This window comes from Actinomadura sp. GTD37 (genome assembly GCF_041951365.1).
Classification (GTDB): Bacteria; Actinomycetota; Actinomycetes; order Streptosporangiales; family Streptosporangiaceae; genus Spirillospora.
In genome coordinates, this window is record NZ_JBGNUS010000001.1 from 2,105,263 (window position 1) to 2,116,464 (window position 11,202).

11 protein-coding genes are annotated in these 11,202 nt (G+C 69.7%); 10 read left to right on the forward strand and 1 reads right to left on the reverse strand.

What is annotated here, in order from left to right; all coding sequences use genetic code 11:
* Positions 1 to 250 precede the first annotated feature (250 nt).
* The 9 genes from ACA511_RS10165 (at position 251) to ACA511_RS10205 (ending at position 9,602) form a co-directional block, all read left to right on the forward strand.
* The gene (locus ACA511_RS10165) at positions 251 to 1,054 is read left to right on the forward strand and encodes an MlaE family ABC transporter permease (RefSeq protein WP_375023834.1); all 804 of its coding nucleotides are present in this window, start codon (positions 251 to 253) and stop codon (positions 1,052 to 1,054) included.
* Positions 1,054 to 1,908: an ABC transporter permease gene (locus ACA511_RS10170; RefSeq protein WP_375023835.1), complete on the forward strand. Its 855-nt coding sequence runs from the start codon at positions 1,054 to 1,056 to the stop codon at positions 1,906 to 1,908. The genes ACA511_RS10165 and ACA511_RS10170 overlap by 1 nt, the downstream gene beginning before the upstream one ends.
* Complete coding sequence (locus tag ACA511_RS10175) at positions 1,905 to 2,981, forward strand: MlaD family protein (RefSeq protein WP_375023836.1); 1,077 nt, start codon at positions 1,905 to 1,907, stop codon at positions 2,979 to 2,981. Before ACA511_RS10170 ends, ACA511_RS10175 begins: the two co-directional genes overlap by 4 nt.
* The gene (locus ACA511_RS10180) at positions 2,978 to 4,057 is read left to right on the forward strand and encodes an MlaD family protein (RefSeq protein WP_375023837.1); all 1,080 of its coding nucleotides are present in this window, start codon (positions 2,978 to 2,980) and stop codon (positions 4,055 to 4,057) included. Before ACA511_RS10175 ends, ACA511_RS10180 begins: the two co-directional genes overlap by 4 nt.
* Positions 4,057 to 5,079: an MCE family protein gene (locus ACA511_RS10185; RefSeq protein WP_375023838.1), complete on the forward strand. Its 1,023-nt coding sequence runs from the start codon at positions 4,057 to 4,059 to the stop codon at positions 5,077 to 5,079. The genes ACA511_RS10180 and ACA511_RS10185 overlap by 1 nt, the downstream gene beginning before the upstream one ends.
* The gene (locus tag ACA511_RS10190; RefSeq protein ID WP_375023839.1) at positions 5,079 to 6,164 is read left to right on the forward strand and encodes an MCE family protein; all 1,086 of its coding nucleotides are present in this window, start codon (positions 5,079 to 5,081) and stop codon (positions 6,162 to 6,164) included. The genes ACA511_RS10185 and ACA511_RS10190 overlap by 1 nt, the downstream gene beginning before the upstream one ends.
* Positions 6,164 to 7,222: an MCE family protein gene (locus tag ACA511_RS10195; protein ID WP_375023840.1), complete on the forward strand. Its 1,059-nt coding sequence runs from the start codon at positions 6,164 to 6,166 to the stop codon at positions 7,220 to 7,222. Before ACA511_RS10190 ends, ACA511_RS10195 begins: the two co-directional genes overlap by 1 nt.
* Complete coding sequence (locus ACA511_RS10200; protein ID WP_375023841.1) at positions 7,219 to 8,514, forward strand: MCE family protein; 1,296 nt, start codon at positions 7,219 to 7,221, stop codon at positions 8,512 to 8,514. Before ACA511_RS10195 ends, ACA511_RS10200 begins: the two co-directional genes overlap by 4 nt.
* Before the next feature lie 74 nt (positions 8,515 to 8,588).
* Positions 8,589 to 9,602, forward strand: coding sequence for a hypothetical protein (locus ACA511_RS10205; RefSeq protein ID WP_375023842.1), 1,014 nt, complete (start codon positions 8,589 to 8,591; stop codon positions 9,600 to 9,602).
* A gap of 157 nt (positions 9,603 to 9,759) precedes the next feature.
* Here the strand turns inward: ACA511_RS10205 and rpsD are convergent, their stop codons facing one another.
* Complete coding sequence (rpsD, locus tag ACA511_RS10210; RefSeq protein WP_375023843.1) at positions 9,760 to 10,365, reverse strand: 30S ribosomal protein S4; 606 nt, start codon at positions 10,363 to 10,365, stop codon at positions 9,760 to 9,762.
* Between the two features lie 66 nt (positions 10,366 to 10,431).
* Between rpsD and ACA511_RS10215 the strand changes: the two genes are divergently transcribed.
* On the forward strand, positions 10,432 to 11,202 hold the full coding sequence (locus ACA511_RS10215) for a DUF2470 domain-containing protein (protein ID WP_375023844.1): 771 nt from the start codon (positions 10,432 to 10,434) through the stop codon (positions 11,200 to 11,202).

The window sequence follows — 11,202 nt, forward strand, 5'->3', positions numbered from 1 at the left end:
GTAAGTACTCGCTTCTTAGACCTTCTTCCAATAGAGTGCCTCAGATCACAGGGGTGATGCCCGAGTGCTTGCTTGGGCTGCCTGTGTTCCGGGTCTCTGCTGAGACCGCGGTGGCGCGCAGCGATGGCAAGGACGTGGGCGCCGCCTGTGGTCCGGCGCGAGCCGGAGTATCGGATGGGCGCCGACGTCCGAGAACGAAGGAGGCTGGTATGTACCTTCACCCCGCCCCCCAGGGGGAGGTCGCCGGCTGATGGCCCTGAGCCTTACGAGGGCCCCTGACCTGGCACGCAGACGCGTCGGGCGAGCACTCGACGAGACAGGACTGCTGTGCGTGACCCTCCTCGAAGGGCTGCGCCGCTCCTGGGACCTGCGCCAGTGGTGGGGCGAGTTCATCGAGCAGTGCTGGTTCCTGGCACGCGTCACGAGCGTCCCGGTGATGCTCATCGCGGTGCCGCTCGGTGCGACGATCTCCCTGCAGGTGGGCGACATCGCCCGGCAGCTCGGCGCGCAGTCGGGCACCGGCGCGCTGCTCACCGCCGCGATGATCCAGCAGGTCGCGCCGCTCGCCGCCGCGCTGCTGGTGTCCGGCGTGGGCGGCTCGGCGATCACCGCCGACATGGGCGCCCGCAACATCCGCGACGAACTCGCGGCCATGGAGGTCATGGGCATCAACCCGATCCACCGCCTGGTCACCCCCAGGCTGTGGGCGGCGAGCATGGTGTCCGGGCTGCTGTGCTCGGTGGTGATCCTGGCGGGCGTCGTCGGCGGCTACTACTTCAACGTCATCCAGCAGGGCGTCAGCCCCGGCGCGTTCTTCGACGGAGCCACGACCCTGCTGCAGTTCTCGGACCTGCTGATCACCCTGTTCAAGGCGTGGATCTTCGGCTTCATCGCCGCGGCGGTCGCCTGCTACATGGGCATGAACTGCGACTACGGACCCGTCGGCGTCGGCCGCGCGGTCAACAAGGCAGTGGTGGTCACCTCGATCGTGGTGTTCGCGACGAACTACATCCTCACCATGATCTACCAGGTTCTCTTCCCCCCGAGGTTCTGATGGTCGCCATATCCCCCGTACGCAAGCTGGGCCGGGCCTTCCGGGGCCGGACGGCCGGCCTCGCCTCCTCGGCGAACCTGCCGATCTTCCTCGGCCGGGTCCTCTACCACCTGATCTTCGACATCATCATCCGGCGCAAGTACGGCAAGACGCTCGCCAAGCAGGTCAGCGACATCTCCGTCGGCGTCGGCGCGCTCGTCATCGGCGGCGGCATGATCTTCGTGATCGCGACGATGTCGCTCGCCACCGGCGCGATGGTCGGCCTGCAGGGCTACCCCGGGCTGGAGCGCATCGGCGCGGAGGCGTTCACCGGGCTGGTCGCGAGCTACTCCAACGTCCGCGAGGTCACCCCGATCATCGCGGGCGTCGCGCTGGTCGCGCAGGTCGGCACCGGGTTCACCGCCGAGATCGGCGCGATGCGGATCTCCGAGGAGATCGACGCGCTGGAGGTCATGGGCATCAACTCGCTGGCCTACCTGGTGTGCACCAGGGTCGCCGCCGGCGTCATCGCCCTGGTGCCGCTCTACCTGGTCTCGCTGTTCATGGCGTTCTTCGCCACCAGGTTCATCACGATCCAGTACTTCGGGCTTTCGCCCGGCATCTACGACTACTACTTTCACCTCTACCTGCCGCCCATCGACGTGTTCTACAGCGTCATCAAGGTGGCGGTCTTCGCCTTCATCATCATGTTCATTCACTGCTACCGCGGCTACTACGCGGCGGGCGGCCCGGTGGGCGTCGGTGTCGCCGCCGGCCGCGCGATCCGGGAGTCGACCATCCTGATGATCCTCATGAACCTGGTCCTGTCCTACATCTTCTGGGGCCACGGCAGCACAGTGAAGTTGACCGGATGAGCGAGGAGACACTCTCCCAGCGCTCCCGGACGATCTTCGGGCTGGTCGGCGCGGGCGTCATCGCCGCCGCCGCGGTGCTCGTCGCGATCGGCTCCACGCCGTCCCACGGGGGCTCCACCTACTTCGACGCGACGTTCGGCCGCGCCGGGCAGGGCCTCGACCCCGGCAAGTCCGAGGTGAAGGTCCGCGGGATCGCGGTCGGCACCGTCGACGACCTCGCACTCGACGACCAGGGCCGCGTCAAGGTGCGGTTCCGGATCGACAAGGGCGTCCGCATCGCCGACACGACGATCGCGACGGTCGAGCCCGTCTCGGTGTTCGGCCCCAAGGACCTCAACCTCGACCTCGGGGCGCACGAGCTGAGCGGCCCCTACCTGAAGGACGGCGGGACGGTCGCCAAGACGAACGACCCGCAGGACCTCTCCGACACCGCCTGGCCCGCCTACAAGCTCACCAAGGCGATCAACCCCGACGACGTGGCGACGCTCCTGCACACGTTCGGCGCCGGGCTGTCCGGCCAGGGGCCGGCGCTCCGCCGGACCGTCGACAACGCCGCGATCGTCGTCGACGCGACCTACAAGGACCGGGCGGCGATCAACGGGCTGCTGAACGACATCAACGGGCTGTCGGGCACGCTCGGCTCGCGCGGCGACACGATCACCGGCCTCGTCGGCGACTTCAACCGGCTGTCGGAGACCATCACCGCGCGCCCCGACAAGGTCTCCCAGCTGCTGGACGAGTCGAGCCGGCTCGGCGACACCCTCGGCACCAACCTCCAGCGGCACGGCGGCAGCCTCGCGAAGATCATCGACAACGGCGGGAAGGTCGTCACGGTGTTCGACCGGCAGCGCCGCAACATCCCGGTGCTGCTGGACAGCCTGAACGGGTTCTTCAACCTGCTGGCGCAGATCATCCGCATCCCCGGCCCGGAGGGCACGCTGATCGCCCAGGCGCGCGACGACCTCCCGCTGGACATCTGCCAGATCCTCATCGACGTGTGCGAGACCACGCCGCAGAAGACCGCCTTCGAGATGCAGCTCCCGGGGCAGAACAAGACCGGGGGGCGGCCATGAGCCCGCGGATGCGCGGCAAGGCCGCGCGCGGACCCGACTACATCACGACGCTGAAGTTCCTGGTGTTCGTGGTGCTGACCGGGCTGCTCACCTTCTACATCGGCCAGATGATCCTCGGCGCGAGCTTCAAGTCCCGCTACCAGGTGACCGCGACGTTCGACGACGTCACCGGCCTGCTGGAGGGCGACGAGGTGAAGATCGCCGGGACGCCCGTCGGCCAGGTCAAGGGCATCGAGGTCGTGCGCGGCAAGGCCGTCGTGCGGCTGGCCGTCGACAAGGAGGTCAAGGTCCCCTCCGACTCCACGGCCGCGATCCGCTGGCGGAACGTGATGGGCCAGCGGGTCGTCTACCTGGAGCCGGGGACGAGCCAGGGCAGGCTGGGCGACGGCGACCGCGTCCCGCACACCCGGTCGGTGGTCGACCTCGGCGAGATCGTCAACGGCCTCGGCCCGATCACCCGGAGCCTCGACCCGAACCAGCTCAACAAGATCCTCTTCGCCTTCTCCCAGGCGCTGGACGGCAACGAGCAGAACATCTCGCTGCTGACCGACAACCTGGACCTGCTGCTCCAGACGTTCGCGGCGCGCAAGAAGACGATCGAGAAGATGATCGACGACTACGGGACGGTGAGCGGCGCCGTCGCCACCCGCGACCGGCAGATCGCCGCCAGCATCGACAATCTCGAATCGCTCACCAAGGTGTTCGCGAACAACCGCGCGCTGCTGGAGAACGCGATCGTCGAGATCGGCGGGGTCACCACGAACCTCAACCACGTCCTCGGCGGCAACGACGCGCAGCTCTCCCGCATCATCGGCAACCTCGGCAACTTCGCCGAGACGTTCCGGCTGAACGTCGACCAGCTGGAGAAGATGGTGCAGCAGCTTCCGCTGACGCTGCGGCAGTTGTTCGCCTCCGCGAACGGCGGCCACTTCCTCCGCACGAACGCGCTCTGCCTGAACGTGATGCAGGGGCCGTGCCCGTTCCCGATGGAACTGCCGAAGGCGCCAGGTACGGACGGGGCGTCCAAGGCCGACCTCGCCAAGCTGAAGAAGATGCTCCAGGGGGGTGGCGGCTGATGGCGCTCAAGTCCCTCCGCGACGTCAACCAGAAGGCCGTCGCGCTGGTCACCCTGGCCGCGCTCGGCGCCGCCTGCGTGTTCGCGTTCGCCATCGGCCAGCTGCACCTGCTCGAACGCGGCTACACGATGAGCGGCGAGTTCAGCGACACCGCCGGGCTGAAGAAGGGCCAGGACGTACGGGTCGCGGGCGTGAAGTCGGGCCGCATCACCTCGGTGGAGCCCGACTTCCGGCACGGCAAGATCATCGTCACCTGGCACGTGAACGCCGGGATCGACCTCGGGCCGAAGACCCGCGCGGAGATCCAGACGACCACGCTGCTCGGCGGCCGGTACCTGCGGCTCGCCGGCCCGGTGTCCAAGCCCTACATGGCGGACGTCGCGGAGTCGCGGCGCCGCATCCCGCTGGACCGCACCAGCGTCCCCTTCACCGTCCCGGACGCCCTGGAGGGCGCGCAGAACATCGTCGGCAAGCTCGACCAGAAGAGCGTCGACAAGCTGCTCACCGAGATCAACCAGATCAAGTCGCCGGGCGCGGAGAAGCTCCGCCGGATCCTCGTCAACGTCCAGGACGTCTCGCGGATGCTCAACGACTCCTACCCGCAGATCCAGCAGCTGATCGAGAACAGCAAGAAGATCACCGGCACGCTGGCCGACAAGGACCAGCAGCTCCGCGAGATCATCAACTCCAGCCAGGTGCTGCTCCAGACGCTGGTGCGGCGCCGCAACGAGCTGGCCGCGACGATCGGGCAGGGCAACCGCACCGTCACGACGCTGTCCAACGTCATCTCCCGGAACCAGAAGCAACTCGACAAGCTGCTGGACAACCTGCACCTGCTGACCACCCGGCTCGCGCCCAACATGGACGCGCTGAACACCGACTTCTCGCTGCTCGGGCCGACGTTCCAGCAGGTCGCGAACCTCAAGGGCAACGGCCCCTGGATCGAGGGCGTGCTCACCGGCCTCGGACCGCTGCAGCCGCCCGGTCCGATCTCCACCCGGCGCGGCCAGGGAGGCAACTGATGGCGCGGCGTGTCATCGCGGGGGGACGAACCCCCGCACCCCCCGCACCCTCCGGCGGGAAACGCGGCAGGGGGATCGCCATCGCGCTCGGGCTGAGCCTGACGGCGTCGCTCGGCGGCTGCTCGCTCGCCCCGTCCGCGGGCGGCGAGCGCAGCATGGTCGTCTTCGTCCCGAAGGCCCGCTCCTTCTACCCGGAGTCCAAGGTCAAGGTCATGGGCGCCGACGTCGGCCTCGTCGACAAGGTCGAGAAGCAGGGCGACAGGGTCAAGGTGACCTTCCACCTGAGCAAGGACGTCCCGCTGCCCCAGGGCGTGCAGGCGTCGATCGTCCCGCTGAACCTCATCGGCGAGCGCAACCTCGTCCTGCACCCGGCGTGGCGGCCGGGTCAGGCGAAGGAGACCGCGGACGTCATCCCGATCGAGCGCACCCACGTGCCGGTCGAGGTGGACGACGCGCTCAGCTCCTTCACCAACCTGGCGAACGCGCTCGACCCGACCAAGGTGAAGACGGCGCTCGGCACCGCCGCCGACACGGTGCAGGGCAACGGCAAGGAGTTCAACGCCACCCTGGAGCAGAGCGCCCGCCTCGTCGAGAACGTCGCCGGGCAGGACCAGGACCTGATCGAGGTCGCGAAGAACCTGGACCGGCTCGCCGGCGTGGTGCGCGGGCGCGAGCAGGTCCTCGGCTCGATGATCCGCGACTTCGGCGAGGCGAGCCGCGTGCTCAGCGCCGAGCGCGGCGAACTGCAGCAGCTCATCGCCGGCGTCCTCGACCTGGCGAAGAACGGCGACAAGCTGATCCAGAAGTACAAGGGCAACCTGCCCTACGACCTGGCGGTCCTCACCAGGGCCGCGCTCGTCCTCAAGGGCAACGCCAAGCAGATCGCGCAGCTGCTGCACGTGCTGCCCGGCATCGGCGACGCCCTCATCGGCGGCTTCAACCCGAAGAACAAGTCGCTGCAGATCCGGTTCGCCACCGACGCGTTCCTGCGGACGTGGCTGAAGGGCCTGATGGACACCGACGACGTCGACTGCCCGCTGCCCAAGCCGAACTCCAACTGTCCCTGGCAGAACGGAGGCAACTGATGGGCGGGAAGGTCCTCGCGGCGATCGTGGCCGCGGTCCTCGCGGTCTCGGGTTGCTCCTACAAGACGGCGGGCGCGCCGAAGGGCGACCTCACGCTGACCGCCACGTTCGACGACGCGCAGGGTCTCGTCGCCGGGCACAGCGTGCAGATGTCCGACATCACGATCGGCACCGTCGTCAAGGTCGAGCTGGTCGACTACAAGGCGCGGGCGACGCTGTCCATCGAGGACGGCATCAAGGTCCCCCGGGGCACCAGGGCCGAGATCAAGGTGACGTCGCTGCTCGGCGAGAACTTCGTGGAGCTCCAGCTGCCGCCCGGCGGCAGCATGAACCGCGGCCCCTTCTACGCCACCGGCTCCGCGATCACCGACACCAGCGTCCAGCCCGCGTTCGAGCAGGTCGTCGGGCAGGCCGGGCCGCTGATCCAGGCGCTCGCCGGGGACGACCTCGCGACGGTCGTCAACACCGGCGCGACCGCGCTGGACGGCAACGGGAAGAAGCTGAACAAGACGATCGCCCAGGCGGGCGAGCTGGTGCGGGTGTTCGCCGCGCAGCGCATCGCGCTGGGCGAGTCCGTCGACCGGTTCGCCAAGCTCGGCCGGTCGCTGGCGAACGGCAGCGACGCGCTGGGCGAGGCCCCCGGCCAGCTCGAACGCACCACCCGGCTGCTGAACGACGACAAAGAGAAGATCATCAAGGCGGTCGACCGGCTCACCCGGATGGCCCGCGAGCTGAACGACAAGGTCCTCGAGGGACGCATCCTGCGGTTCCGCCGGCTGCTGAACGACCTCGACCCCGTCCTGCAGCAGCTCGGCGACAACCGCAAGCGCCTCACCGCCGTCGTGGACGGGCTGGTCGCGTTCTCCCACAAGATCCCGCTGGCCACCTACGACGGCCAGCTGCTGCTCTATCCGATCCTCCGGATCACCTGGCCGGACGGGAAGCCGATCTTCCCGGGGCTCAGCGAGAAGCCGAAGAAGTCCGCGTCGACCGACATCCCGAAGCAGCTCGAAGGCGCCCTGCCGGACCTTGAGAAGATCCTGGAGGGACGCGGATGACCCGGCGTCTGACGATCAACCTGCTGGCCTTCGGCGTCCTCGCCGTGGTCATGGTGGTGTGGGCGTTCAACAACGTCATCCGGTTCGACTTCATCGACCGGCCGTACCACATCACGGTGGAGTTCGAGTCCTCGCCCGGCCTCCACCCGAACTTCGAGGTCGACTACCTCGGGCTGCGGATCGGCAAGATCGACTCGGTGAAGCTGGAGAAGAACAAGGTCGTCGTCCGGCTGGACATCGACCGGGGCGTCAAGATCCCGCAGGGTGTGACCGCCGCCGCGGCCCGCAAGTCCGCGGTCGGCGAGCCGGTCGTCGAGCTGACGCCCGGCGCCGGCCGGACCGGCGCCGCGCCGATGCGGCCCGGCACCGTCATCCCGGTGTCGCAGACCAAGGTGCCGCCCAAGTACGGCGACCTGTTCGGCGCCGTCATCGACTCGCTGAAGGCCATCGACCCCGACGACGCGCAGGTGCTCACCCGCGAGCTGGCCGCCGGCTGGTCCGGACGCGAGGACTCGCTCCGGCAGATCATCAACGGCAGCGACGACCTCACCAAGACGTTCGCGGAGAACACCGAGCTGCTCGACGGGCTGACCAAGGACCTCGGCCGGATCACCCACGTGCTGAACCAGAACCGCGGGCAGCTCGGCGCCGGGATCGACAACCTGGCCGCGCTCACCGCCGCGCTCAGCCAGGTCCGCGGCCAGATCGCCGAACTGCGCGACCGGGGCCCCGACCTGCTCGCCACCGTCAACGGCCTGCTCGACAAGACCGGCCCCGACTTCGGCTGCACCGTGGACATGCTCGGCAACTGGGGCGTCGGCGCCTACAACCCGGGCTACCTGGGCGACCTCGACCGGACGCTGTCGAGGGCGCCGCAGCTCAAGTACGTCCTCGACAACGTGATCGGGATAGACCAGGGCAAGCCCGTGCTGAACGTCGTCTTCCAGGTGACGTTGAACAAGCCCGCGACGCTGGAGTACAAATACCCTCTGGGGCAGCCGGCGGTGAGCAAGGTGCCGACCTGCCCGGGTGGGCGGACGCCGGGGCTGGTCCAGCAGAAGCCTTACAAGGCCAAGAAGCCGGGCGAGACGATCCCGACCCACGATCCCGCTCTCGACCAGCGGAACGTCGAGGCCAGGAAGGCCGCGAACAACAGCGACTCTTCCGGCGGGCCGCCGATCTGGCTCATCTACGTTCCCCCGGTCATCGCCCTGCTGGTGCTGATCAGGGTCATGATGGGCTCGGTGCCCGTGGTGTCCCGCCTTGGCCGGCTGCGCCGGCGCAAGGACTGAGGCGGCCGCGCCGGCGCCAGGACTGAGCCGGCCGCGCCGGCGCAAGGACCGACCCAATCCCGAGGAGTACCGAAGTGACAGCCAAGACCGGCAAGGACCAGGCCGACGAGGTCGAGGCGGTCCCGGCCGAGGAGCGGGCGGAGACCGAGGAGGTCGAGGACGCCGCGGACACCGCGGCGCGGCCCGCCCGGCCCGCCGCCAAGCGCAAGCGCCGAGTGCGGGTCATCGAAGTCATCGACGACGAGGACTTGGACGACGTCCTGGAGGCCCTCGACGCCGAGGACGACGCGGCCGAGGAGGAGGACGCGGCGGAGGAGCCCGCCAAGGCCGCTCCGAAGCCCGCCGCCAAGCCCGCTCCGAAGGCCGCCGCCAAGGCCGCTCCGAAGGCCGCCGCGAAGCCCGCGCCGACCATGGTGAAGCCGGCTCCGGCCGCCGCCGAGACGTCCGAGGCCGCGGCCGGAGAGGACGCGCCGGGCCCGGCCCCGGCCCGGCCGGGCCTCTTCGGGCTGCCCCTCGTGCCGACGGTGGTGTTCGTCGTCCTCATCGCGCTCCTCGCGAGCCTCGCGATCTGGAAGTGGACGAGCGCGAGTTCGATGTCGTCCGACAAGGACGCGCGGGCCGAGGTCGGCAAGGTCGCCTCCGCGTACGGGGACGTCGCGCTCAACTACAACGCGCAGAACTACCAGTCGCAGATGGACAAGGCCCAGAAGCTCATGGGCGGCGACCTTCTGGAGACGTTCAAGACCAACACGCTCCCCAACCTCGGCGAGACGTTCAAGAGCAACCCCGAGCTGGTGCTGTCGTCCAAGACCAACCAGGTCTTCGTCGGGAGCGTCGACGAACGGTTCGCGACCGCCGTCATCATGGTCGACATCAGCGTCAAGACCAAGGAGGGCGCCACGGACGCGCCCGCCACGCTGCTCCGGCTCGCCCTCGCCAAGATCGACGGCAAGTGGAAGATCACCAAGCACTACCCGTCGGGGACCAACGACCAGAGCCAGCAGCAGTCGCAGCTGCCCGGGGCCGTCCCGAGCGGCGGCGCCTCGCAGACGCCCAAGTCCGAGAAGAGCGCGAAGCCGAAGAACTGACCCCTCGCGTCGAGCGCCCCGCACGGAAGCGTGCGGGGCGCTCGCACGTCACGTGGGCGACAGCGGGGCCGCAGGGACGAAAACCCGCACCGAGGACCGGCGCCGCGCCCTCGCGTCCCTCCGCGCCTCGGCCCCGCGCAGCACCCGGCGACCCGCGCTAGCGCGAGTAGTGCTCGACGACGAGCTGCTCGTCGCAGACGACGGGGATCTCGCCGCGCTCGGGGAGCCTGGTCAGCCGCGCGGCGAGCGCCTCGTGCCGGACCTCCAGGTAGGGCGGGACGGTCTCGGCGTGCCCGCCGGCGGCGGCGATCTGGAACGCGTCCATGCCGCGGCTGCGGTCGGCGATCGTGATGACGTCGCCGGGGCGGAGCCGGTAGGACGGGCGGTCGACGCGGCGGCCGTTCACGAGGACGTGCCGGTGCACGACGAACTGCCGCGCCTGGTAGATGGTGCGGGCGAACCCGGCGCGCAGGACGAGCGCGTCCAGCCGGCGCTCCAGGCCGGCGAGGAGGGCCTCGCCGGTCTTGCCGCCCGCCTTGGCGGCGTCGGCGAAGGCGTTGCGGAGCTGCGCCTCGCGGATGTTGTACTGCGCGCGGAGCCGCTGCTTCTCGCGGAGCCGGACCTTGTAGTCGGACTCCTGCTTGCGGGCGCGGCCGTGCACGCCGGGCGGGTAGGGCCTGGCCTCGAAGTACTTCACGCACTTCGGCGTCAGCGGGATGCCGAGCGCCCGCGACAGCCGCACTTTGGGACGGGGGTTGTTCATCACTCTCCTTAGTGGTTAGGTAAGCCTAAGTTAGGTAACCCTAACCTGATACGTCAAGGAGGCAGCGTGCGGGGAGCGGAGACCACGACCCTGGAGGGGCCGGCGCCGGCGGAACGGGCCCGGACCCTCGCGTACGGCATCGCGGACGGCGTGCTCGCCGTCCCGCAGGTCCCGGACACGCCCGTCGCGGCGCACACCACCGACCGCGACGGCGGTCCGCTGCTGCTCGTCCCGTCCGCCGCGCCGATCGTGGCCGCGCTCGCCGCCGAGCCGGACGACGTGCCCGCCACCCTGCGGATCTGCGACGTCGCGCCGGTCCCGTTCGCCGACCGGGTGCGCGGCCGGGCCCGGCTGCACGGCTGGCTCACCGCGCTGCCGGACACCGCACTGCGCGCCGCCGCGCTGCGGCTCTCGCACGTCCACCCGCGTCCCGAGCTGCTCGACCTCGGCGCCGGGCGCGGCGGCGAGTGGACGGTCCTCGCCCTCGACGTCGCGCAGGTCGAGATCGACGACGCGTGGGGGAGCGCCGTCCTCGAACCCGAGGAGTACGCGGACGCCGCGCCGGACCCGTTCGTCGCCATCGAGGCCGGCATCCTCACCCACCTGGACTCCGGCCACCGGGACGAGCTGACCGCGCTGCTGCCGGAGTCCGTCCCGTCCGGGCCCGTCCGGCCGCTGGCGCTCGACCGGTACGGCATGTGGATGCGCTGCTTCTCGCCGGAGCCGGGGCCGCCGTCCTCATTCGACGTGCGGCTCGCGTTCACCGAGCCTGTGAGTGATCTCCACGGTCTCCGCCGCGTCTACCGGCGGCTGTTCGCCCGCGCGGCTCGGGGCTGA

What these genes read in the sequence shown, in the direction of transcription:
- ACA511_RS10190 (WP_375023839.1), top strand. Translation starts at nt 5,079, where the DNA reads ATGGCGCGGCGTGTCATCGCGGGGGGACGAACCCCCGCACCCCCCGCA.
- ACA511_RS10170 (WP_375023835.1), top strand. Translation starts at nt 1,054, where the DNA reads ATGGTCGCCATATCCCCCGTACGCAAGCTGGGCCGGGCCTTCCGGGGC.
- ACA511_RS10180 (WP_375023837.1), top strand. Translation starts at nt 2,978, where the DNA reads ATGAGCCCGCGGATGCGCGGCAAGGCCGCGCGCGGACCCGACTACATC.
- ACA511_RS10195 (WP_375023840.1), top strand. Translation starts at nt 6,164, where the DNA reads ATGGGCGGGAAGGTCCTCGCGGCGATCGTGGCCGCGGTCCTCGCGGTC.
- ACA511_RS10185 (WP_375023838.1), top strand. Translation starts at nt 4,057, where the DNA reads ATGGCGCTCAAGTCCCTCCGCGACGTCAACCAGAAGGCCGTCGCGCTG.
- ACA511_RS10175 (WP_375023836.1), top strand. Translation starts at nt 1,905, where the DNA reads ATGAGCGAGGAGACACTCTCCCAGCGCTCCCGGACGATCTTCGGGCTG.
- rpsD (WP_375023843.1), bottom strand. Translation starts at nt 10,365, where the DNA reads ATGAACAACCCCCGTCCCAAAGTGCGGCTGTCGCGGGCGCTCGGCATC.
- ACA511_RS10165 (WP_375023834.1), top strand. Translation starts at nt 251, where the DNA reads ATGGCCCTGAGCCTTACGAGGGCCCCTGACCTGGCACGCAGACGCGTC.
- ACA511_RS10200 (WP_375023841.1), top strand. Translation starts at nt 7,219, where the DNA reads ATGACCCGGCGTCTGACGATCAACCTGCTGGCCTTCGGCGTCCTCGCC.